The organism is Pseudoalteromonas luteoviolacea (assembly GCF_021654285.1).
In the GTDB taxonomy this organism is placed as follows: Bacteria; Pseudomonadota; Gammaproteobacteria; order Enterobacterales; family Alteromonadaceae; genus Pseudoalteromonas; species Pseudoalteromonas luteoviolacea_J.
Genome location: NZ_JAKFZS010000008.1, coordinates 83,628 through 107,621 on the forward strand (window position 1 = coordinate 83,628; position 23,994 = coordinate 107,621).

General features: G+C 40.9%; 23 protein-coding genes. 16 read left to right on the plus strand and 7 right to left on the minus strand.

Going from position 1 to position 23,994, the window contains the following annotated elements; genetic code table 11:
* Positions 1–22 precede the first annotated feature (22 nt).
* From L1077_RS09100 to L1077_RS09135, 8 genes are all read left to right on the plus strand, one after another.
* Positions 23–427, plus strand: coding sequence for a DUF1761 domain-containing protein (locus tag L1077_RS09100; protein WP_237136543.1), 405 nt, complete (start codon positions 23–25; stop codon positions 425–427).
* Positions 428–679, plus strand: a complete 252-nt coding sequence (locus tag L1077_RS09105) for a hypothetical protein (protein ID WP_237136544.1) — start codon at positions 428–430, stop codon at positions 677–679. It begins immediately after the preceding gene.
* Positions 680–834: 155 nt separating this feature from the next.
* Positions 835–1,095: a CBU_0592 family membrane protein gene (locus L1077_RS09110; protein ID WP_237136545.1), complete on the plus strand. Its 261-nt coding sequence runs from the start codon at positions 835–837 to the stop codon at positions 1,093–1,095.
* 134 nt (positions 1,096–1,229) lie between these two features.
* Positions 1,230–3,221 (plus strand): TonB-dependent receptor plug domain-containing protein, encoded by a 1,992-nt coding sequence (locus L1077_RS09115; protein ID WP_237136546.1) that lies wholly within the window; start codon positions 1,230–1,232, stop codon positions 3,219–3,221.
* 382 nt (positions 3,222–3,603) lie between these two features.
* On the plus strand, positions 3,604–5,775 hold the full coding sequence (locus L1077_RS09120; RefSeq protein WP_237136547.1) for a M4 family metallopeptidase: 2,172 nt from the start codon (positions 3,604–3,606) through the stop codon (positions 5,773–5,775).
* Between the two features lie 61 nt (positions 5,776–5,836).
* Complete coding sequence (locus L1077_RS09125) at positions 5,837–7,354, plus strand: M20/M25/M40 family metallo-hydrolase (RefSeq protein ID WP_237136548.1); 1,518 nt, start codon at positions 5,837–5,839, stop codon at positions 7,352–7,354.
* Positions 7,355–7,524: 170 nt separating this feature from the next.
* Positions 7,525–8,979, plus strand: coding sequence for an SLC13 family permease (locus tag L1077_RS09130; RefSeq protein WP_237136549.1), 1,455 nt, complete (start codon positions 7,525–7,527; stop codon positions 8,977–8,979).
* 260 nt (positions 8,980–9,239) lie between these two features.
* The gene (locus L1077_RS09135; RefSeq protein WP_237136550.1) at positions 9,240–10,631 is read left to right on the plus strand and encodes an aldehyde dehydrogenase family protein; all 1,392 of its coding nucleotides are present in this window, start codon (positions 9,240–9,242) and stop codon (positions 10,629–10,631) included.
* 10 nt (positions 10,632–10,641) lie between these two features.
* On the opposite strand, the gene L1077_RS09140 is transcribed toward L1077_RS09135, so the two are convergent.
* Positions 10,642–11,367 carry a tetratricopeptide repeat protein gene (locus L1077_RS09140; protein WP_237136552.1) on the minus strand — a complete coding sequence of 242 codons (726 nt, stop codon included), beginning with the start codon at positions 11,365–11,367 and terminating at the stop codon, positions 10,642–10,644.
* Between the two features lie 315 nt (positions 11,368–11,682).
* Between L1077_RS09140 and L1077_RS09145 the strand changes: the two genes are divergently transcribed.
* Complete coding sequence (locus L1077_RS09145; RefSeq protein ID WP_237136553.1) at positions 11,683–12,492, plus strand: DUF6279 family lipoprotein; 810 nt, start codon at positions 11,683–11,685, stop codon at positions 12,490–12,492.
* Positions 12,493–12,557: 65 nt separating this feature from the next.
* Here L1077_RS09145 and L1077_RS09150 read toward each other — a convergent pair whose 3' ends face one another.
* Both L1077_RS09150 and L1077_RS09155 read right to left on the minus strand, forming a co-directional pair.
* Positions 12,558–13,190, minus strand: a complete 633-nt coding sequence (locus L1077_RS09150) for a flavin reductase family protein (protein ID WP_237136554.1) — start codon at positions 13,188–13,190, stop codon at positions 12,558–12,560.
* Between the two features lie 4 nt (positions 13,191–13,194).
* Positions 13,195–13,914, minus strand: a complete 720-nt coding sequence (locus tag L1077_RS09155; RefSeq protein ID WP_237136555.1) for an SDR family NAD(P)-dependent oxidoreductase — start codon at positions 13,912–13,914, stop codon at positions 13,195–13,197.
* Between the two features lie 201 nt (positions 13,915–14,115).
* Between L1077_RS09155 and ppc the strand changes: the two genes are divergently transcribed.
* The 3 genes from ppc (at position 14,116) to cdd (ending at position 18,206) form a co-directional block, all read left to right on the plus strand.
* On the plus strand, positions 14,116–16,749 hold the full coding sequence (gene ppc / locus L1077_RS09160) for a phosphoenolpyruvate carboxylase (RefSeq protein WP_237136556.1): 2,634 nt from the start codon (positions 14,116–14,118) through the stop codon (positions 16,747–16,749).
* Positions 16,750–16,939: 190 nt separating this feature from the next.
* Positions 16,940–17,308: a hypothetical protein gene (locus L1077_RS09165; protein WP_063363645.1), complete on the plus strand. Its 369-nt coding sequence runs from the start codon at positions 16,940–16,942 to the stop codon at positions 17,306–17,308.
* A 43-nt stretch (positions 17,309–17,351) separates the two neighbouring features.
* Positions 17,352–18,206, plus strand: a complete 855-nt coding sequence (gene cdd, locus L1077_RS09170) for a cytidine deaminase (RefSeq protein ID WP_237136557.1) — start codon at positions 17,352–17,354, stop codon at positions 18,204–18,206.
* Positions 18,207–18,224: 18 nt separating this feature from the next.
* Here cdd and udp read toward each other — a convergent pair whose 3' ends face one another.
* Positions 18,225–18,989, minus strand: a complete 765-nt coding sequence (udp, locus tag L1077_RS09175; protein WP_237136558.1) for a uridine phosphorylase — start codon at positions 18,987–18,989, stop codon at positions 18,225–18,227.
* A gap of 258 nt (positions 18,990–19,247) precedes the next feature.
* Here udp and L1077_RS09180 point away from each other — a divergent pair, with 258 nt between their 5' ends.
* The 3 genes from L1077_RS09180 (at position 19,248) to L1077_RS09190 (ending at position 22,285) form a co-directional block, all read left to right on the plus strand.
* Positions 19,248–20,027, plus strand: coding sequence for a DUF2189 domain-containing protein (locus tag L1077_RS09180; protein WP_237136559.1), 780 nt, complete (start codon positions 19,248–19,250; stop codon positions 20,025–20,027).
* Between the two features lie 284 nt (positions 20,028–20,311).
* The gene (locus tag L1077_RS09185; protein WP_237136560.1) at positions 20,312–21,424 is read left to right on the plus strand and encodes an arginase family protein; all 1,113 of its coding nucleotides are present in this window, start codon (positions 20,312–20,314) and stop codon (positions 21,422–21,424) included.
* A 150-nt stretch (positions 21,425–21,574) separates the two neighbouring features.
* A complete protein-coding gene (locus tag L1077_RS09190) occupies positions 21,575–22,285 on the plus strand; it encodes a transporter substrate-binding domain-containing protein (RefSeq protein WP_237136561.1) in 711 nt (236 codons plus the stop codon).
* 39 nt (positions 22,286–22,324) lie between these two features.
* On the opposite strand, the gene L1077_RS09195 is transcribed toward L1077_RS09190, so the two are convergent.
* Both L1077_RS09195 and L1077_RS27690 read right to left on the minus strand, forming a co-directional pair.
* Positions 22,325–22,576: a VF530 family DNA-binding protein gene (locus L1077_RS09195; RefSeq protein ID WP_063363650.1), complete on the minus strand. Its 252-nt coding sequence runs from the start codon at positions 22,574–22,576 to the stop codon at positions 22,325–22,327.
* A gap of 25 nt (positions 22,577–22,601) precedes the next feature.
* Positions 22,602–22,898 (minus strand): DUF1496 domain-containing protein, encoded by a 297-nt coding sequence (locus L1077_RS27690; protein WP_369334826.1) that lies wholly within the window; start codon positions 22,896–22,898, stop codon positions 22,602–22,604.
* Positions 22,899–23,078: 180 nt separating this feature from the next.
* Between L1077_RS27690 and L1077_RS09200 the strand changes: the two genes are divergently transcribed.
* A complete protein-coding gene (locus tag L1077_RS09200; protein ID WP_237136562.1) occupies positions 23,079–23,309 on the plus strand; it encodes a TIGR02647 family protein in 231 nt (76 codons plus the stop codon).
* Between the two features lie 20 nt (positions 23,310–23,329).
* Here the strand turns inward: L1077_RS09200 and maiA are convergent, their stop codons facing one another.
* Positions 23,330–23,956 (minus strand): maleylacetoacetate isomerase, encoded by a 627-nt coding sequence (gene maiA / locus L1077_RS09205; RefSeq protein WP_237136563.1) that lies wholly within the window; start codon positions 23,954–23,956, stop codon positions 23,330–23,332.
* Positions 23,957–23,994 lie beyond the last annotated feature (38 nt).

Sequence of the window (23,994 nt, forward strand, 5' to 3'; positions counted from 1 at the left end):
ATGAAACAATGGGGCAGAGCTCATGTATGTATTCGATATCAATATCATTGCGGTACTACTTGCTGCATTAAGCTCTTTTTTACTAGGCGGGATATGGTATTCGCCTCTACTCTTTCAACGCACATGGCTTGAGGGCGCAGGGTTAACTGAACTTGACCTGAAAGCCGCCAATCATAAAGTCATTTTCTTGGGATCATTTTTGTTGAGTATTGTTGCATCAGTGGCAGTAGCAACCTTGGTAGGTAAAGGCTCCTCCGTAATCGATACGATGTCATTTGGGCTATTCATTGGGATTTTGTTTGTTGCAAGCTCTTTTGGTGTGAGTTACCTGTTTGAACAAAGACCACTTAAATTATTTCTGGTGAATGCCGGCTATCACACGTTACAATTCACGTTAATTGGGTTTGTGATAGGGAGTTTAAATTAATTGGCAAAACCGAACAAAAAAGGCCCTGTTAGAACAGTCGATATCTTCTGCTCAAATTGTAAAGCAAAGCTTTTCAAATACCGTAAAGGCGGAAAGGGCAGCTTAATAAAGTGTTTTATTGAGCGAATTAGTGTAGATCACACTAACAATCAGACTCATTGCCCCCAGTGTGAGCAGGAGTTTTCACGTAAAACTTTGATTAGAGGTGCACCCGCACTGAAAATTGTTGGTAATAAGGTGACTTTTAAATAACACCTTTATCGATAAGGACAATTATCCTGTTTTCTCATCTCTATTTTTTAGATACTCACAAAGTTTGTGCTGTTTCAACGATTGAAAGTCACCCTACCCATGGAAAAGGGCCAGCGTGTTTGGGTGAGTATCCACAAAAATATATGGACAAAAACATGATTGATATTTTATTTGATGTAATTGGTATGGCTGGTACTTTTCTTGTAGTTGGCGCGTTCTTTTTGTTACAACTTGAAAAAGTCACGCCAGATGGCCTCAAATATAACCTCATGAACCTTTCTGGTGCAATATTGCTACTTATCAGTTTGTGCTACAACTTCAACCTTGCAAGCTTTGTGATTGAGCTATTCTGGATAGTTGCTTCACTCATAGGTTTGTATAAGTATTTCAAGGCAAAGAGATTACAAGCGGCATAAAACTTCAGTAAAAACTTGCACAGTTACATTTCATGCGTATTATTTAGATGTATGAACGGTAACTGTGTAAGCAAAATTGAGTGATTTTAATCGCTTAAATTGAGCTTGTTACGGTATCAGTAGCCAGGCTTAATATGAAAAAAACAACCCCGCTGATATTTTTATTTTCTTTTTGCTTAAGTGCAGCCGCCTCTCAAGATGAGTTGTTCGAATTGAGCTTTGAAGAGCTACTTGATGTTAATATCACCTTAGCGACCAAAACCGTTGAAACCCCCACATCAGTTCCATCTAGTACCACCGTCTTTAATCGTCAACATATTCAATTATTAGGGGTTGCTAATGTATATGAGCTGATGAATTTTGTGCCTGGTATGCAGTCAACCCGCGGCGATTGGGTCGGCGCGGTGCCAAAAGAGCATGCTCGCGGCATTTATCTCGATAGCGGTAATGTGCTTGTTATGCTCAATGGACAGCGACTCAATGATGCATCATTTGGTAAAGCGTCTGTTTATGCACCATTTATCCCAGTTGAAATCGTTGAAAGAGTTGAGTTTATAAGAGGCCCTGGTTCTGCACTTTACGGAAGTAATGCCTTTTTAGGTGTGATGAACATAGTAACCAAAAAGGGCGTTAATCAGATCATGGCTGCAGTTGGTGATAATGGGATGTATCAAGGTGCTGTGAGCTTACATAAAGCCTTTGATAATGGCTTAACAGTTCAAGCAAATACCTCTTTATATCGAGATGACGGAGATAAATATTTTGATGCCCAAGTGAGAGATCCTGTAGATGGTCGGTTTATTGAGCTCGAATTCAGTTGGCATAATTGGCGATTTGCAGTTCATAATACGGAGACTCGGTTAGATGAGTTTATTAACTTATCAGGAGAATCAAAAGATAACCGTCACACCAGCCGCAATCTAGGTATGCAACTTGAAGTCAATTCTTCATGGCATGGCTCGATCACCAACACCACTCGGTTGGATTTTATTAAACACGATATTAAAAGTGCGGGCCTCATTGCCAGTGCAGAGCTTCTCCAGTTAGAAAACGGTTTTTTTGTCGGGCCTCGTTGGCAATCAAGAGACCTAACTTTAAACAGCGAAACTGTATATACATACGATGAGTCACTAAATGTGATTTTTGGGGCTGAATATTCGTGGGAAGAGCAGTCTCGAGCAGATGTATATACTAATTATTATAATGCAGATACAGGACAAATCTTTGTCGATGAACCTTACTTTTTAGGCGGCCTTCAAGTGATCAGCAATCACGAACCATTTAAGCCGCTTGAAGCGAGTTTTGATTCGTATGCGGTGTATTCGCAATTAAAGTATGTACTGAGTGAATCGATTACCATGTTTACAGGTCTGCGTTATGACGATGTGGTAGATATAGATCGAAAGCTTTCGCCAAGGTTGGCGCTGATATATCAGTTTAATCCGGTGCACACATTCAAGTTACAATATGGCGAGGCATTTAGGGTGCCAGTAAGCAATGAGCTATATTCCAACGATGAGGTGACGTCAGGAAATCCAAGCTTGAAAGCTGAATATTTAAAAACGACGGAATTGGTTTGGCATGCTAAAGATAATAATTGGCAAATTGATTTAGTTTTGTTTGATAATGAACTTGAAGACTTTATTAATTTAATTCCCGTTGATGAAGCGCAATCTCGTTTTACGTTTGATAATGTATTTGAAACAAGCATGCAAGGCTTGGAGTTTAGCGGTACTTTGCATATCAGCGATAATACTTGGCTTTCTAGTACGTTTACACAGTATATAGACTTACCTTTTAATCCGAGTTATAAAAAGTTTGGTTCTTTAGTGTTTAACTACCGTCATGGTGATATACAATACTCTTTCAACGGCATTTGGCGAGATAGTATTACTGTTATTCCAGCGGTGCTGCCAGATGACCCAGAATTCTCACCTTATCATCAGCCTAGCCATTGGTTTTTTGGTACAACCGTGAGCTGGAAAGTCGATGAAAAGCAAGGTATTGCATTACAAGTTCAAAACTTATTTGATAAATCAACTGATGCGTTTGACCCTAGAAGGTACGATGGAAGAGTGCCTCAAAAAGGGCGTCAAATTAGGCTACGCTACACCTACGACTTTTAATGTTTGGTGGAGTAAAGTATTCAAGTCGGTAAATTGTTTTCTCAGAACAGTTAACTTAAAACTCCAGCGCAGTTCAGGTACATCAGCCTTAATACACCTCTTCGGAACTCCTTAAATTAGATTTTCAAACACGTGATTATTCTAACTTAGTAACTATGTATGTAGTGCTTTGTTTACATTTATTTATTGTATAATATGAAGTTTATCAAAACTTTTGTATAACCATATGATTACTTTGATTAAAAAAATGCAGATTGCAAGAGTGTAATTTATGTAAATTAAAGGTTTATTTTTTGTTTTATTTGGCTAGTCTCAACTATGCATCCAACATCGGTGCACATTCAGAACCTGAATGTAAAAACACACAATCAAGGAGCATAAAGTGAAACTACATAAAATAACGAAATTATCTCTCGCCACACTCGCGATATTAAGTTGCGCTGCGAATGCCGCACAAAAGCAGTATTTAAACCAACAAAATAATTTAAATATGATGTTGGTATCAGGCTCAATGAGCGTTTTATCGGCCCCAGCAGAGCAAATAATTGGTCTTTCATCAGCTGACTCACTCAAAATATTAAAAACGTTTAAACACAAAAACGGTGCTACAACCTATCGCTATCAGCAGTTGCACCAAGGGTTGCCGGTGATAGGCGATACGGTCAGCCTAACATTTGACAAACAGGGGCTTTTGAAACACGCACACGGGGCGGCCGTTTATGGCATTGCGGGAGATGTTTTGTCAACAAAACCATCCTTGGCAGTGGAGCAGGCAAAAACGATGTCACCTGCGTCGATTACGTCTTTGCAAAAGGGAAAAGAGAAGTTTCATGAGACGGATAGGCTGGCTATTTGGATTGATAGCAACAACCAAGCGCGCCTAGTGTATGAGCTGTCGCATGTGACATATGGTGAACTTCCCTCAAGGCCTTACCAAATTGTTGATGCGAATACAGGTGAGGTTTTAGTCAGCTATGACAATATTCAACATGCAAATGCAACGGGTCCAGGTGGCAACCAAAAAACAGGCAAGTATCAATATGGTACAGATTATGGCCATTTAGATGTCAGCCAGTCTGGCAATACATGCACTATGAACAATGCCAATGTAAAGACTATTCACTTAAATCACGGAAGCAGCGGTTCAAGTGCGCACAGTTTTACTTGTCCAGAGAATACGGTTAAAGAAATAAATGGTGCATACTCTCCGCTCAATGATGCGCACTATTTTGGTAATGTGGTATTTAACATGTACAGTGATTGGCTTGGCACAGCACCACTGAGCTTCCAATTACAAATGCGCGTCCACTATAGCAATAATTATGAAAATGCTTTTTGGGACGGTCGGTCGATGACATTTGGTGATGGTAAAGACCGTTTTTATCCTTTGGTAAGTTTAGACGTGTCTGCACATGAAGTAAGTCATGGCTTTACAGAGCAAAACTCAGGATTGATTTATCGTAACAAATCTGGTGGTTTGAACGAGGCATTTTCAGATATGGCTGGTGAAGCTGCAGAGTATTATATGAAAGGCAGCAATGATTGGCTGGTAGGGCAAGACATCTTTAAAGGCAGTGGTGCGTTGCGATATATGAACGACCCGACAAAAGATGGTCGCTCTATTGATCATCAGTCAAACTTCACCTCAGGTATGGATGTGCACCACTCATCGGGTGTATTTAACAAAGCTTTCTATCACCTCGCAACGACAACAGGGTGGGATACTAAAAAGGCGTTTGTTGTGATGGCCAAGGCAAATCAGATGTACTGGACAGCAAGCACTGATTGGGATTTAGCTGGTAACGGCGTGATGGATGCAGCATGTGATTTAGGCTATAACCCAGATGATGTGAAAGCAGCGCTTGCGCTGGTCGGCGTAAACTCACAGTTAAGTTCTGGAAGTAGCTGTGGCACACCGCCAACAGATGAAGCGTTGACCAATGGCGTTGCAAGAACGGGTATAAGTGGCAGTGCCAAATCTCAACAATTTTTCACCTTGGATGTACCTGCAAATGCAAGCAACCTTAAGTTTGTAACAACGGGTGGCACAGGTGACGCAGATTTATATGTTAAATTTGGTAGTCGACCAACTTTGCAGTCATATGATTGCAAGAGTACAACGTCTACGAGTGCTGAGTCATGTTCAATAGCTGCTGTACAACCAGGTACTTATTTTGTGATGGTAGAAGCTTGGAACCAAATCTCTGGAGTTTCACTAACTGGAAGCTATTCAGATGGAGGGAACTCGACCCCGCCTATTGATAGAGCTGAGAGCAATATTTCAGTATCTACAGGTCAGTGGGCGAGATACACTCAATCACTCGGTGCAGGCTACTCGAATTTGACGGTGACGATTTCAGGTGGCTCTGGCGATGCTGATCTTTACGTGAATTTTGGTTCTGCTTCTTCTACTACAACTTATCAATGCCGCCCATACAAAAATGGTAACAGTGAGACCTGTACATTTACCAACCCACAATCAGGCACATGGCACATAGACTTGCGCGGTTACAGCAATGCAAGTGGCGTTACCTTAAATATTAAAGCCAACTAACACACACCAGACAAAGGCGGCATTGCGTCGCCTTTTACTTAAACTGTCCAAAGGAACAACTATGCGTACAAACACTCACCTATGTTTGTTGACGTGTCTGACTTTCCCTTGTTTATCAAATGAAGTATCTGAAAAAAAATGGATCACATTAGGCGCAACAGCAAGTCATCATTACCAGTTAGAAAACTCAGTTAAAGGCCGCTCTTACGTTCAATCAAAAAGTGATAATTCATCTGTTGATTTATTATTGATGAATGAAGCGGAGCATGTTCATGTTAGTCACTTTATGCATGATAACTATCATCGCTGTGGTGGGTTTGTATTACATGAAAGTGAAGAGGAGGCATTAGACTATCTGCGCACATTAGACTATGCGCACAACAACCAGCCAGAACTGATGTACTCCATAGACAACGCTGATACTGCACGAGCCCTAATGAGTAAGGTGTCGACAACAGGTTTGGAGAGTACGGTTAGCGCTATGACGGCATTCTACAACAGATACTATACACAACAATCGGGAGTAGATGCAGCTGATTGGGTGAAGCAGCACTGGATAGATTTGGCGCGAAGTCGCACGGATATAAAAGTGGAATCATATAATCACTCATGGCCACAGTCATCTGTGGTTGTCACTATTCCTGGCAACGAACTTAAAGATGAAATAGTGATTATTGGTGGGCACTTAGATTCTATTAATGGTTCTAATCCTAGCAGTGGAAAAGCGCCTGGGGCAGATGACAACGCCTCAGGTATAGCGGTGCTCAGCGAGGTTCTTAAAGCCATTGTGGAGAGTAATTATAAACCCAAAAGAACAGTTCAAATAATGGGCTTTGCAGCGGAAGAGGTAGGGCTGAGGGGATCAAAAGCAATTGCTCAAGATTATAAGAGCTTAGGTAAAAACGTGGCGGGGATGGCGCAGTTTGACATGTCTGGGCATAAAGGCGGGCAGTATGACATTGTTTTTATTACAGACTACACAAACAGCAGTCAAAACACATTTATGAGCCAATTGCTAGATACTTATCTAAGCAATGTTAATTATGGCTTTGATAGGTGTGGTTATGGGTGTTCAGATCACGCGTCATGGTATCAGCAAAGTTATCCCGCTTCTTTTCCTTTCGAATCCCGAATGAGAGAGTCCAATCGATTGATCCATACGTCAAATGATACTGAGTTTGATGCCAATCACTCAATAAACTTTGCCAAGCTAGCCAGTGCGTATGTGGCGGAGCTTGCTAAAACGGCTGGCTCTGCTCCGCCGCCCACTGACCCAACGCCAATTCACAAGCGTTACACCGACATAGCTGTGGAACAAGGGCAATGGTGGCGTACAAGTTTGACTTTAGGCAGTGGATACAGCTCACTTATTGTGACCATCTCAGGTGGTACGGGTGATGCCGACCTCTATGTTAATTTTGGTGATCAGTCTACGACTTCTCAATATCGATGCCGACCTTATCGATATGGTAATGAGGAAAGGTGTGAAATTACAATACCAGAGTCTGGCCAGTGGTATTTTGATTTGAGAGGTTATACGCAAGCTTCGGGTGTTAATTTAACGGTGAGTGCAAAATAGTGGAGAGTGATGCTGTCTTTATTTGGCAGCATCACAAATTACCCACTTTACATAAAGGTAACTAAGAGGTGTTTTTTATGTTTCATAAGCGCTTTGTTCGCTTGTAGAAAGTTATACTCTCATTCATACTGCCTCCTTATTTTAAAGACATAATTATAAAAAATAGATAAATGACGGATACAATGGTTAAAGGCAGTTCCTTATACAACAAGTTTTGGCTATTTTTAGGCCCTTTTCTTTTTTTACTTACATGTTTAACGCAAAGTCCAGAGGGGCTATCTGAGCAGGGGTGGCGCACGGCAGGATTAGCAATGTGGTTGGCTGTTTGGTGGGTGAGTGAAGCAGTTCCAATTCCAGTGACTTCTTTAGTCCCTTTGTTGGCTGTACCTTTAGCGGATATTAACGATATTAGGAGTACCTCGTCTGCCTATGCGCACCCATTGATATTCCTATTTTTAGGGGGCTTTCTTATTTCTATTGCGATGGAAAAGTCGCAATTACATAAACGTATTGCTCTAAAAACCATGTTAAAAAGCGGCACGAACCCAAAATATCAAGTATTGGCGATGATGCTTGTGAGTGGTTTTCTGTCAATGTGGATTAATAACACAGCAACGACGCTGATGTTACTGCCAATCGCTTTATCTGTGATCCACGTTTTGCAGAAAAATGGTGCCCATTGTGATAACTACGCTAAAGCTTTGCTACTGGCCATCGCTTATAGTGCCAGTTTAGGTGGGGTAGGTACAATTATCGGTACTGCGCCAAATGCTTTGATGGTTGCTTACTTGTGGGATAATCATCAGATAGAAATTGGCTTTGGACAGTGGATGATGGTCGCTGTGCCTTTTACATTTGGTATGATTGTTTTGTGTTGGCTATGGTTGACTAAGTTCGCATTCAAGCTTACAGCTCAGCAAAATGATACTCAAATGACCGAGGTTTTCTCTGCTCAACTTAAAGAGCAGGGGAAGATGACGATAGCCGAAAAGAACGTGATGTATGTCTTTTTGTTTGCGGTTTTTGGTTGGCTTTTAAGGCCTTACTTGCAGACGTGGACTGGATTAAACATTACGGATACGGGCATTGCTGTTGCAGCATCAATCATGTTGTTTATCTTACCTGCAGATAGCTCAGGTGAGAAAAAAGTGATGGATTGGCCTGCTGCTAAAGAAGTGCCATGGGGCATACTATTGTTATTTGGTGGTGGCCTAACACTAGCCAGCCAAATAAAAGGATCGGGCCTAGCTGAGTACATCGCTAATTTGTTAGCAGGTGCCAGTGCAATCCCTCTCGTGTTGAGCGTTGTTGCCGTTGCTGCACTCATTACTTTCTTAACTGAGTTAACCAGTAATACTGCTACAGCTGCAGGGTTTTTGCCGCTGCTCGGGCCTGTTGCCGAGCAAGTAACAGGTACACCCCTAGTATGGATCATCCCAGCTGCAATGGCCGCTAGCTGCGCATTCATGATGCCTGTGGCAACGCCGCCAAATGCGATTGTGTTTGGCTCAGGCGAAATTAAAATTAAGGATATGATCAAGGCTGGGTTTGTGTTAAATATTATTGCAATCGCAGTGATAAGCTTGTTGACGTTAACAGTTGCACGTTGGGTGTTTGCGTTCTAAGAAATATTATGTCACGTGTAATCTAACCTAGTGCAGATTGGGTGCTAGTTTAAGCTGTGTGTCATAAATAATTGGCATGCAGCTGATCTAATTAAAATCATTTGTTAGTTCTAAAAATCAAGTTTTTGATTTGGCCTTTTAGTTATTATTAGTTAGCCAATTTAATGACTTCTGATTTATACTTTATTTACATTATTAATTGGCGTTTATGAAGCGTATATAATCAATTTTGTGCCTTAAGATAGGTTTAGGGAAATGTTGTGACAGAAGCACTTAATAATTCAATTAAAGATAAGCTCATTGTCCTTAAAACAGCCTTTTTGACTGAACAATATCCTTCTTATCGAGCGAGAAAACAGCGTCTAAAAAGATTGAGTAAGGCTATTATTGAGAATAAGGCTCGCCTAATTGATGCTGCTAAGGCAGACTTCAGTACTCGCTCTGAGTATGATTCACTGTTAGCAGATATAATACCAACGCTAAGTCACATTAATTATCTATCAAAGCACCTTAAAAAATGGATGGGGCCCGATAAGAGGTCAGCAGGTTTGGAGTTTTTACCTTCAAAAGTGTGGACTGAATATGTGCCAAAAGGAGTTGTCGGTATTATTGCCCCGTGGAATTACCCAATTCAGTTAGCATTGGTACCTTTAGCTACGTCGATTGCGGCGGGTAACAAGGTTATGATTAAACTTAGTGAATATACACCTTCTGTAAATGTCATTATCAAACGTATACTGAGTGTTTTGAGCGATGATTGCATTGTTATAGAAGGTGATGCCGATGTTGCTACTGAGTTTAGTCATCAAGCTTTTGACCATTTGTTTTTTACTGGTTCAACGGGGGTTGGTAAAAGAGTATACGCAGCTGCGGCACAAAACTTAGTACCTGTGACATTAGAGCTTGGCGGTAAGTCTCCCTTGATCGTGTTAGAAGATGCAAACATCGACAAAGTGATTTTAGATATTGTGTTTGCAAAAAATATGAATGCAGGGCAGGTGTGTGTGGCGCCTGACTATGCGCTTGTTCATGAGGCAATTTATGATGCATTTATTAAAAAGTTAAAGCAGCAATTCTTGACATCTAATACAAGAGCACCAAAGACAGGCATATTGAATGAAGCACATACTAAAAGGCTTAAAAATTTGATGGTTGATGCTCAAGAAAGGGGGGCAAAGGTTTATCACTCAGCAGAATTAGAGTCTTTAAACTCCAGAGATTTTGGCACTCATATGGTTATTGAGCCACCTCTTGATTCTCGCATTATGCTTGAGGAAGTATTTGGGCCTGTGATGAGTATCATTAAAGTAAAAAGCCTTGCAGAAGCTAAAGCAGTTGTTCAAAGCTTAGAAGCGCCTCTTGCCTGTTATCTTTACACGAGCACTAATGCTGCTCAGGTCGATATTCGGCAGAATCTGCAAAGTGGCTCTTTATCTATTAATGATATGCTTTTTCAAGTTGCAGTGTCTGATTTACCATTTGGTGGTATTGGCAGTTCAGGAATGGGGAGCTATCACGGTAAAGAGGGGTTTATTACATTTAGTCACTGTAAGTCTGTATTTCAGTCAAGTGATAATATATGGCGAAGCAAATTATTTAGTAAATATAGCCATGTCATTAAAGGTTTACTGACACGACTATATTTAAGGTAGTCTCAGCGAGTTACTCAGCAAAACCACTGCCAGCAATGTAGGTATTGGCTTGGATTTTATGGTATATCTCATTAGCTATTCGTTGCCCTCGTTCTAACTGAGAGCGAGACAAGCTTTGTTCATCTAATTCCCTGCTTTCTGCGGCTTGTTTGTAACCGTTGAATTCTGCAAGTAAATTCCATATGTATGAACGCTCTACATTTTTTTGCACACCTAAACCTTGATAATAAAGTAGAGCGAGGTTGTACATAGCTAGTGTATAGTTATTTGCTGCCGCTCGTTCATACCAAAAGCGTGCTTTAATGTAGTCTTGGACCACGCCATCGCCGTTTGCATGCATGACACCTAAGTTGAATTGTGCAGCTGGTAGGCTTTTCTTGGCGGCTTGAGTAAACAAATCGACGGCTTTTTGCTTGTCTAGTTTTACGCCTCGGCCCTCTTGATGCATGACAGCCAGTGCAAACATAGCATCTGCACTGCCAAGTTTAACTGCTCGTTGTAAAAGCTCTGCGGCTTTTCTTGGGTTTCTCGGTACGCCATGTCCACCATCATACAGTTTAGCAAGTTCATACATACCTGGTGCAAAGCCCATATCGACTAAATACTGAAATTCTTGAATAGCAATTTCAAACTTTCCAGCATTTGCAGCAGCGATACCCTCTTCTAACCCTGCAAGTGTTGGTGTTGAACTGAGCAGAAACCCTGAGAATAAAAGTGTTTGAGTTATTTTTCGCATCTAATTTCTCCTTGTAGAGCAGGGGAAGTGTATTGAGTTTTAAACACTGTATATATTATTGCAGTTTAGACTATAAGTTTATGAAGGGGAATAAAAAAAGCCCTTTCGGGCTTTTTAATTTTCATATCTACCGTCACCGATATGAGCAATGTAGCAAGTAAATGAGTTTGTGAATATACTGGGTAGAATAGTAATCCACTTAATGAAACAAGCTTTGTGCGTATTATCAAATCTTGCGCTTCATTGAGAATGATTATCAGTTACTTTAGTTTGCTTGTCAACTGCAAATGATAATTAATTGTATTTGAGGGTGTGATGTTTAGAATATCGATTGTTATTTTGGCTTTGCTGACGCTGACAGGGTGTTTTTATCAAACCGTATATAAAAATTCAGATAAGCTGGTACTAAATAGACTTGAGGAGTATGTTGATTTAAATAAAGCTCAAAGGGCGTGGGTGCTTGATGAAGTTCAAAAAGTGCAAAGTTGGCACCAAACACGTTACTTTCCAACCTACTTGCAGTGGCACTCGCAATTGCAAACGGATTGGCAAAACGCAGGACGATCAGAAATTTATTCGCTAAGCAAAGAAGTACGTAGGCATTGGTTCGGGCTTTTACAAGATTTAGAGCCAGTAATTGTGGAATTTTTATTGTCTTTGGATTCGGTGCAGCGAGTTCAGTTTATTGAAAGTATCAAGGAAAAAATGGCTGAACAGCTAAGCACAAAAGAAAGAGAAGAGAGAACAAAGGAACGGTTTGAAAAGTCACTTGGTCGCCTGAGTGGTAAGCAGCTAAAAATAATTAAGAAGCACAGCGAGTCGATGTCGTATTACCGACAGATCAGAAATCTCAAGAATCAAAAAAGACTCTCAGAAATCGAAACTATTCTGTTGAAAAACAAACCTTCAGACGATGACGTGAAGCGCCTTGGTGCACTCATCGTGAATAATCCAAACAGCAGGAAAGAGTATCACCTAAAGCAAAGAGAAAAGCGTGTGTTGTCTCAAATCGATTTTTTAATCACTTTACGAGATACACTTACAGCTAAACAGAAACAAGAATTTGAAGAACAATTAATAGAGATAGGCGATATCCTCAGGGTAATTCAATCGACTGAGCTTTAATGTTAGTAGTAGAAACTGCAGCCAGCCTTTAAAGTGGCTGCAGTTTATCTAATCACCAGAATAAATTATGTTTTGCAAGTCGTCGGCATGTCAGGCTTCGCATATTCTAACCTGTCAATTTTATTCGCGGTGTGGTAGCAGTCCAAGCCCGAGACTGCAACTGTGTCTAATTGCTCTAAGTTAACAAAACCGTCTTCTTTCACAGCGTTATCATCCACTTCAACATGCACAATTTCACCAATGACAAGGACTGTTTTGTTTAACTCGATAGTTTGATGTTGCCTAAGTTTTAAGCCTATTTTTACTTGACTTTGCGTTACAAATGGCGCCTCAAAGTCTGCATGGTAATAGGGAGTTAAGCCTGTTTCGTCAAATTCAGACTGCCTCTCATCATAGCGGGCAGAAGTTTGGTGTGCTTCTTTCCAAATCAGAGAGTTTACGTGATTAATCGTATAGGTTTCTGTTTCTAAGATATTTTCTAATGTGTCACGTCTTACACTGTGAGGTCTAAATATAACGCCCATTAGTGGAGGATTTGCGCCTAAGTGAAAGACAGAGCTTACAATTGACAGGTTTTCTCTGCCGTTTAAGTCTTTGGTTCCAATTAGATTAGCGCTTTTGTACCCAGACAAACTATTGATGAAGTGCGCGCGGTATCTTTCAGATAAATTGAGTATGTCTTGGTTGTTTAAAATCATGAACTTACCATTGTATATTGTGGCCTTGCCAATCGATAAAGTCGATAGCTCCGTTGAATTCTCGGTTATGTTGAAATGAATGCAGTTGCTGGGCAACAAAATCTGGTTTAAATAACTTTCCTTCAGGTACATTATTTTGAAAAGGTTTAGATAATTCGGAATCTGTTGTGCCAGGGTGAAACAGCATGAGCTTTACGTTACATTTTCGTCTTTGCAATTCAATACTGGCTGTTTTGAATAACATATTCAGTGCTGCCTTTGATGCTCTGTAGCTGTACCAACCACCTAATTGGTTGTCAGAAATACTCCCTATTCGTGCGCTTAGCGCTGAGAAGACGCAAGGCGTTTGGGTCGATTGGAGGTGTGGCATAAATGCTTGAAGCCACATAAAAGGCGTCATCGTGTTCACGTGCAATAAAGTGCTGAAATAATCTATGTCAAACGCTTCAATGCGCTTTTCAGGCATGTTTGTTTGTGTATGCAATACTCCGTTGCATACAGTGATGGATGACAACATCGGATAGACTCTTGAAATTAGGCTAGCGATATCGCTGATACTTTTTTGCGAATAGTCAGTTTGGTATTTTTTCAACAATGGGTGTGAGATGTTGAGTGTTTCTCGGCTCACAGCAACGACTTGGTTATTTAAACGCAAATTCAAATTGGCTAGCGCCTTGCCAATTGCACCACTTGCTCCGATGATGACAACAGTTTTTTGAGACATAAAATGGGTTCTGCACGGATAAATATGTATCTTAATTGTTACGAATAGTGTCTGAATTTAGATCACTGACTTGCAGGTGCTAAGGAAACTTATTCTTGGTTACCTTGGATATGATTGAAAAAAGTGTAATCAAATGGTCTTTTCAATTAAGCCGTTTTAACAGTATATTGGTTTGAATAAAATGTATTCAAAGGAAAGTATATGGATCAGCAATATACAAATCTTCGCCGTAATGTCAGTCTGTTGGGTGAGTGTTTAGGAGCAACCATCGAACACGCTCAAGGTTCAGAGTTACTCGAAAAAGTTGAACAAATAAGACATCTTGCCAAAGCCTCCAGAAGTGGTGACCACCAAGCTAGAGACTTGCTAATCGATACGCTCAAAGCGCTCAGCAATGAAGAATTACTACCTGTTTGCAGAGCTTTTAATCATTTTCTTAATTTGGCAAATGTTGCAGAGCAGTATCACACCACGTCTAAGGCTGCATCACCGGATGGTGCATTTGAAGCCATTGAAGGCACGATTAAAGAACTGGCAGAAAAAATTGCAAAAGGTGATTGTACTCAAGAACATGCACTTCAAGCGCTTTCATCTTTGCAAATAGAGCTGGTATTAACAGCGCACCCGACAGAAGTCACTCGTAGAACCATCATCAGCAAACATGTTGAGTTAAGTGATTGTTTAAAAGAGCTAGAGAATATCGAGTGCTCAGGCGTTGAGCGCGACACTGTGCTTTCTCGAATAGCGCAGCTGATCTGCCAAGCTTGGCATACTAATGAAATTAGAGATAAACGACCTACCCCTTTAGAGGAAGCCAAATGGGGGTTTGCGGTAGTTGAAAATAGCTTGTGGCATGCAATACCAAGGTTTGTGAGCGAATTGAGAAAAATGGCGAAAGTGCACTTAGGTGTCGTGTTACCACAGAGTTTTTCGCCTGTAAAGCTTGCTTCTTGGATGGGGGGAGACAGGGACGGCAACCCAAATGTGACCGCAAAGGTGACTCAAAGTGTGCTTGATCATGGTCGTTGGATGGCACTGGACCTGTATTACCGAGATCTGGATAAGCTCAGTGCTGAGCTCTCAATGAGTGGCGCAAATGATACCCTGTTATCCCATACTGGCAATACCAGTGAACCATATCGAGACTTACTTAAAAATGTTAAAGCAGACGTTCGAGAAACAATAGATTTTCTAGAGAGCAAGATCAAAGGTGTCCCGACATCTTGCAGAGATAGGGTTAAACACACAGAGCAGTTACAAGACCCTCTATTGATCTGTTTTAATTCTTTAAATGATATGGGGATGGAAGTTGTTGCCAACGGCTTACTACTTGATGTGCTTAGACGATTAAATTGCTTTGGCGTTAACTTATGTCAACTCGATATTCGTCAGGACTCAGCCCGTCATACCGAGGTGCTTTCAGAGTTAACGAGGTACTTGGGAGTTGGTGATTATGCGCAGTGGTCAGAAGAAGACAAGCAAGCGTTCTTATTGTCTGAATTGAGCTCTAGGCGGCCCATTATTCCAAAGCATTGGCGCCCGAATGATTCTGTTAAAGAGGTACTCGATACATTTGATGTGATCGCTCAGCAAGACCGAGCAGCCTTGGGGATTTATATCATTTCTATGGCGCAATATGCATCAGATGTATTGGCTGTTCAATTGCTATTAAAAGAGAGTGGTGTCAGGTTTAACTTACCAGTAGCTCCGTTATTTGAAACGCTCGATGACTTGAATCGTGCAGATAAAGTTATGACAGAGTTATTTAGCTCAAGTTGGTACAAGGGGCATTTATCTCATCAACAGTATGTGATGATTGGTTACTCTGACTCGGCCAAAGATGCAGGTATGATGGCTGCTGGTTGGGCACAATACCGTGCTATGGAGTCTCTTATTGAGCTTGGAGAAAAGCATGGTATTAAAATGAAGTTATTCCATGGCCGTGGCGGAACAATCGGTCGTGGTGGCGCGCCTGCGCGTCAAGCGTTGCGCTCCCAGCCCCCAGGCTCACTTAAACATGGTTTACGTGTTACAGAGCAAGGAGAAATGATCCGCTTTAAATTTGGCCTCACGCCCGTTGCTATTCAAAGCTTGTCTTTGTACGCCAGTGCTATTATAGACAATAACTTGTTTCCGCCACCAAAGCCCAAGTCACAATGGCGTGAAGCTATGGATGTGCTGAGTGAAGCATCATGTGAGAGGTATAGAAAATACGTGAGAAACACCCACGATTTTGTCTCGTATTTTAGAAGTGCAACACCAGAAATTGAGCTTGCAAAATTACCCTTAGGCTCACGTCCCGCTAAACGAAACCCTAAAGGCGGAATAGAAAGTTTGAGGGCAATCCCATGGATTTTTGCATGGAGTCAAAATCGCTTAATGTTACCCGCTTGGTTGGGAGCCAATGAGGGGATTAAGGCTGTGCTTGATTTGGGTGGGGAAGCGCTAATTGAAGAAATGAGCGAGTTGTGGCCATTTTTTAGAACCCGGTTAGAAATGCTTGAAATGGTTTTTTGCAAAGCAGATCTTTGGCTTACCGAATATTATGATGAAAGGCTCGTACCGGAAGCACTTCAACCAATAGGTGAGCAGCTTAGAGCTGAGTTAAAAGAGACAACAGATGAGGTTTTACGCCTTGCACCAAAAGGAAGCTTGCTATCGGCACAGCCATGGATAAAGGAATCAATTTCATTACGAAACCCCTATACTGATCCACTCAATTTATTACAGGTTGAACTACTCAAGCGAACCCGTAATACAGATAATCAAAGCTTAGATAGTGCACTGATGATCACCATGATGGGGATCGCGGCTGGTTTACGCAATACAGGTTAATACTTATGTGCTAATTGCAGCGTAGTAACACATTTATATAACCTATAGAAATAAAAAACCAATCCCAAAGGGTTGGTTTTTTGTTTTTCACTCATTTTTAAATCTTATTTTATTGACAGCAGCGCCCATTAAATTAAAATCCTCAGCCTAGTTTATAAATTTTTTAATTAGTTCCTTTGCAGAGTTCTCTATGTCAGCACTATCAACCAGTATTACCTTTGATCAAACAACCTCTCTAATTCTGATGACGGTGCGTGGTAAAGCCGGAGCAGAAGATGTAGTGAATGCCTATAAAGCAGCAAAAGTCTACTCGGAGCAGCATGGTAGTAAAAAAGTACTTGTGGATGTATCTGAGCTGGAACATAAGTTTGCGGCAATTGACATCGTTAATGTGATGCCAAAAGTGGCTCACTATTTAACAAATATGCAAATTGCTCGGGTAGTCGGTTTTGAAGGTTATATGCACGATTTATTTTTACAAAAAGTTAAAAGGTTCGGTATCCATGCAGAAAACTTTGAATGTTTTAAATCTGCAAAGGAATGGTTGAGTAACGCATAAAACCTGCGTAAACTGACATGCCATATTCTATAATAATTAAATTATGGTAATAATAGACAGCAAAACAGAAGAATATATTTACGATATTGCAAAGCAATCAAACGGTGTTATTGCATCAGATGTGGTATCGGAACTGACCAAAAAGCTCAATTGCGATCGTGAGCAATTACAGCAAGCTTTGCTTGTTGTTGCAGCAAAATTTTCTCAAGCGCCTATTTCCTTATTTTTTGTTGGTGCAGTCGCCTTCGACAAAATCACTGGGAACCTCTATTTAGGTGCAAACCTTGAATTTAAACATCAAGCATTGTCCTTAGTAGTGCACGCAGAGCAAGCGGCGATTAATAATGCATGGGTTAACGGTGCAAATGAGATCACGTCAATAGCGATTAATGCGGCGCCATGTGGGTTTTGCCGTCAATTTATGAATGAGTTAAGCTCAGCTGGTAACTTAAGCATACTACTACCAACTGGAAAATATACTTTAAGTGAACTGCTTCCCTGTGACTTTGGACCAGGTGATTTGGGCAACGCATCTTCTTTGATGGCAAGCGATGTATCAGATATTGATATTGATTTACCTATTTCTGAAGCACTCAAGCAACACCTTCGTTATGCATATGTGCCCTATACACAAAATCTGTCTGCTGCTGAGCTTGTGTTAAAAGATGGCCGAGCATTTTATGGTCGATATGCAGAAAATGCAGCGTATAGCCCAAGCCTATCGCCAATGAATAGCGTTTTAAGCCAATTAGCTTTAGCAGGCGAAGCTTTAAATGAAGCGGATGTAGAACGTATTACACTAGTAGAAAAAGCGGGAAATGAAAATCAAAAATCCGTGGCGCAAGCTGTATTAACGAGCTTAAAGGGTAACTTACCGCTGATACACCACGTATTTTAGTAAAAAGTAGGCGCCAGCCTACTTTGCTTGTGTAAGCAGTATCTCTGCAGCTTTGATAACCACTGACACAGCGCGTTTTTCAACTAACTGGTGGTCAACATCAGGAATTTCTTGTCTCGTACGGTTAACTAATACGCCAGCAACACAAGCTGCTTTAAGCCCAAGCGCCGCACACATAGTAAATAGCGTTGCCGATTCCATCTCATAATTCATAACGTTAAGCTTTTGCCACTCTTCACATGAGCCTTGGAATGCTTTAGAAACATAACCAGAGAAGGTGTCATAGCGCTCTTGTCCAGGGTAGAAAGTGTCGCTAGATGCTGTAATGCCCGTGTGGTATGGCACGCCTTCAAACTCACAAGCTTGTACCATTGCTTGCGTGCTATGGAAATCAGATACCGCAGGGTAAGCCAACGGCGCAAAGTGTTGACTCGCACCATCCAATCTTACAGAGGCAGTACTGACAAGAATGTCACCTTCATCAATTTGCGGTTGAATTGCACCTGTTGTTCCGATGCGTAGGAAAGTTTTGATACCAAGCTGAGCAAGCTCTTCAACAGCAATTGAAGTCGATGGTCCGCCTATTCCCGTTGAGCAGACAACCACAGGGTGTTCTTTGATTGTCGCAAGGTAAATGTGAAATTCACGTGTTTGTGCAAGGCAAATAGCATTATCTAATTGCTGTGCAATACGCTTTGAGCGTTCAGGGTCGCCAGGTACGATAGCAAGTGTTGCCCCTTGAAGATCTGCTTTGGTCAACCCTAAGTGAAATACCTTTTCCATAAAAAACCTTTCTGTGTTCTAAAACGTAATGGTTAAAGTTAGCGAGATTTAAGTACAGGACACATGTCCGCTGTGTCGGTGCAAGTTGGTCAACTGGTTACTTTAAAAACGAGCTTGGTTGCAATACAGGTAAACTTGTTACTAGTTAACTCATAATATCGATTTGATCAATAAAAATATAAGTGAACTATTGCCATGCTTGCATGTTGGGCTTCGCTAATCTAAACCTTAATATAGCAATGTAGAGAGGACAATTTTATGCCAACATCTCACTCAGTAGATAAAAATCCAGAGTTTGCTCGGTGTTTAGAGAGTAATCAAATAGCTGCACTAGCCCCGCTTCACTGGTTATCATTAGGTTGTAAGGATATTGTTAGGGCGCCAATTCTTAGCTTAGTATACGGTTTGGTTTTTAGTATTATTCCTGCATTTATCATGTGGCTTGTTTTTCAGTCAGGTACGCATTTAGTGATTTTACCTGCTTCAGTCGCATTCGCATTGATTGGTCCGGCATTTGCCGCTGGGTTGTATGATGTTGCTTGGGAGCTAGAAAAAGGCCACAAGCCAACACTGATGCACAGCTTAAAGTCTATGTTTAGAAACCCAGCTGGTGAGTGGGGTTTTGCAATCTTATTAATGGTGATCATGATAGTCTGGATGCGCTTGGCGGCACTAATACATGCGCTTTACCCAAATGTACCAAACCCTAATTTCGAGCAGCTGTCTGCCTTTTTAGCATTGGGCTCCATCGTTGGTGGCATTCTTATGATGGCAGTGTTTGCCATTTCGGCGTTTACACCTCAAATTATGATGGAACGCCGTGTTGACATAATGACTGCGGTAGTGTCCTCCATTCATGCTGTGGGGACCAATGTCCCCGCGATGATTGTGTGGGGCTTATCGATCGCCACGCTTGTTGTTATCGGGTTCTTAACTGGCGCAGCAGGCTTTATCATCATCATGCCGTTGTTATCTTACGCAAGTTGGCATGGCTATATAGCCATTATAAAAACGAAAAAACCCAGAGGATACGAATAACTAGACATCATCTGTGAATATTCAACCGCTTAGAGTAAAACGCAATTTCCTCTTAGCGGTTGACTTATATTTCCACCATGTTATATCAGCGTTATTCTAATTGTAATTTTCTCTTAGCTCATTATTTATAATAATAACCCCCTTGAATTTAAAGCGTTTTTTCAATTTCGTTTTGATAAACCTAATGGGGAATACGATTGGAAATGGGTTAAATTCAATAGCGGAATACGTTTTTGAAGTAGAGTTAATTTAGCATGATTATGCAAATTATTGAGGAGCACGCTATGAGCAACAGCAAATCACAATACCTTGAAAAACTAGAAAATTGTTTGTGTCCACCAGGTGACGGTGTTTTCACTGTAAATACAGCTAAGGAGCGTAAGGACGCACTTAGACAAAAGTTATATGGTCAAACAGAAGGTGTTGAAGCGCTTTGGAAAGACTCGCTACAAGCAATTGATGCGAGTGAGCATAAAGCCGCGATTTTAGGTATTAGCTCTGACTGTGGTGGTGGTATTTTACGTGGTGCAAACTGGGGTCCACTGTTTTTAAGAAGTACTTTAATAGAGCAACAGCCGCAAACATCAGCATTTGATTTAGGTGATGTTCGTGTTATTCCTCACTTACTTCATGACAAGTATTTAAATGAAGGTACGATCTCAAACTGTCAAAAAGCGCTTTATCAAGACGAAAACAGTGAGTACTTTGTGGCACCGCTTTCAATCACTGAAGACGTCTGTGACGGTTTTTATAAGCATTATCCAGATAAAGGTGTATTTGGTATTGGCGGTGACCACTCTATCAGTTACCCACTTACAAAAGCCTACTTAAAAGCAAAAAGAGAGCAGGGCAAGCGTACGGCTATCATTCATTTTGATGCGCACACTGACTTGTTAGTAGAAAGATTAGGCATCGATCTGTGCTTTGGCTCTTGGTGTACTCACATTCTTGAATTTTTACCGGCTCCACATCATCTTATCCAGTTTGGCATTCGTTCAAGCGGAAAAGCGAAAGAGCACTGGGAAGGTACTTTTGGCGTTAAGCAGCATTGGGCACATGAAATTCGCGAAAAAGGTGCAGACGCAATTGTTGCTGGTGTTATTGAGCAGCTTAAAGCTGATAATGTTGATGAGCTGTACGTTAGCTTTGACATCGATGCCCTTGATGAAGAGTTTGCTGCGGCGACAGGTACACCTGAAACAGGCGGTTTAACACCTGAAGAAGCGCTTACGATTTTGAAAGCACTTGCTAAAGAGTTCCCAATTACAGGTGCTGATATGATGGAAATTGCACCGTTTACAGATAGTTCTTTAGCTGGGCAATCTAGCTCAGAAACGACTTTACGAGAAGGGGCTAAGATCTCAGCATTTTTGATTGATGCAATGAACAAAGCATAAGCTCAGATATGATGAGAGGGGTATTTGCTCCTTTCATCACCTTTAACTCCCCTGTGAATACCCAATTCAAATATCTTTTCCTACACATTTCACAGAGTATCGATTCTTACCTATAGTTTGTATAAATATACCTAGTCTGATTGGAGAGAAGTGTTGTATTTGTGGGTGCTTGGATGCTATTTCTTTTTGTTTGCGACATTCGCTCAAGCTAATTATACGCTCAATATAGTGACTGAAAACTTTCCTAAGTTTCAATATCTTAATGGTGAAGGCGAATTAGTTGGCAGTGCGGTAGACAAAGTTAAAGCGGTATTAGATGAGTCAAAAATAAACTATAGAATTTCTGTGCAGAGTTGGACGACGGCATACAATACAGCAGCACGAGATGAGAATACGTGTATCTTCTCGATGGCTAAAAATGAAGTCCGCAGTGAAAAGTTTAATTGGATTTTCCCCATTAGTAAGTTTACAACTTCCTTTTATGCGCTCAAGTCGTCGCAAATTTCTCTAGAAACAATAGAAGACACAAAGCAGTATAAAGTTGCAGTGATCAAAGATAACTACAGTCACCAGTTTTTAATTAAGAATGGGTTTATTGAAGGGTACAATTTAGTATTAATAAACTCATTTGACCGAGTATTTGAGTTACTTGCAACGAGGCGAAAGTTTGTCGACTTGGTTATTTTAAGCGACAACCAGTTTGAATTTAAGAGGCAGAATGAGCCCAATAGCGCGTTATTAGAGCCGGTGTTAACCCTGCGCAATTTGGATACTGAACTATATTTTGCCTGTAATAAAGGTCTTTCACCTCATGTGATGAGGAGAATTACCAGTAGTTATGAAAAGCTTAAATTGAATTGATTTTATCAGCAAGAGGCGTTCACCTCTCACTGTCAGTAGTTACTTTTTTTGAGGACTGGTTGGCCATGCAAAGCCGTGAAAAGTGTCTAAATATAGCTGTTCAACTTTGTCTCTAGCCCAAGGCGTTTTGCGCAAAAACTTTAAACTAGACTTAACTGAGGGGTCTTTTTTAAAGCAGTTGATGTCAACATGCTGCGCCATTTCCTCCCAGCCTAGCTCAGCTTCAAGCTTTTCAACTATGTCTTGTAGTTTTACACCATGGAGTGGGTTATTTGGTTGCTGTGTACTCATGTTTAAACCTAAAATTCGTGACGCGCTAGTGTACTCTTATCTTACCTCTGAGATCCAGCCTTTTAGGCTGCCCATTTTCATCGAGTTTTAACCATACTAGCTGGCTATCTGGTTGGTTTGTATATTTGTGACTGCACACATACAGTTCATTAAACTGTTTGATTAATGACCCTTCGCTGTATTGAGATGAATTGAACCAGCAAACGCGCTGCGGCGAGTCAATAAATACTCTTGGCGAATTTTCTTTTGCATTTAATGGCAAACAAGATAAAAAAAGTATTAAAAATGATAAAAAATTGATCTTATACATGGCATTACTCATAGTCTGGGCTAATGTTTATTAGGTCGAAGTACGTTTATCGGCACTAATGTTACTGTAACAACCTAGTACTGAAAACGGCTGTTCAAAAGGATTGTCAGCGGCAAAACCGTCTGAACGATTATATTAAAATGTAAGCACAAGTCATGCCCGAATGGTAGCTTGATTGTAATAGGGGGAAGTATGGCATTTGACACTCAGTTAATGGCGGAGCTAGAACTATTGGCAAAATTTCCAAGGAGTAGTTTGCACCAAGGCCTCAAAATACATAGCAGTGCGGATCAAAGCATTTTGGCAGCAGCGGAGCGGCTATTTGCGAAAGGCGTAATAGATAGACCTGATGGGGGTTATTTGACTGACTTGGGTCACGACCTACTGTCTCATATTGACCAAGTCCATGGGGCATTAAAATAACGCCCCAATACTTGATTTAATTAAGCTGCATCCGGTTGATTTTCGGGTGCTGCTTTAATAAATGCTTCCAACGTGTTGCAGTGTGCGTAAATGGCTGCAATTTTTGGAAACTGCGTCATATCGACTTTAAAACGCAGTGCATTAAATACCTGTGGTACCAGGCAAAGGTCTGCCAACGTCGGTTGCTCGCCAAAGCAGAAAGGTCCTTCACCTAATGTAGGTTCTAGCTTTTTGAAGCCCTCAATGATCCAGTGTTTATACCAAGTCGTTTTTTGCTCATCAGTTACGTTTAATTCACCACTTAAATATTTAAGAACACGCAAATTATCAATAGGGTGAATATCACATGCAATGGCATAACTGAAATTACGTACCTGTGCTTTTTGCCATGGATCTGATGGCAAAAGAGGTGTGTTAGGGTGTGTTTCTTCTAGCCACTCTAATATTGCTAAAGATTGCGCTAAAGTACCTTGCTCAGTTTCCATTGCTGGCAACAGGCCTTGTGGGTTTTTATCTGTATAAGGTACTTGTTGTTGTTCAGATTTTAAGAGGTTAACAGCTTCAAGCTGATGCTCAATACCTTTCAGGTTGAGCGCAATGCGAACGCGATAGGCCGCCGACGAACGAAAGTAAGTATATAGTTTCATTTTAAATCCTTATTCACGACAAAGGCCACATTGCAGTG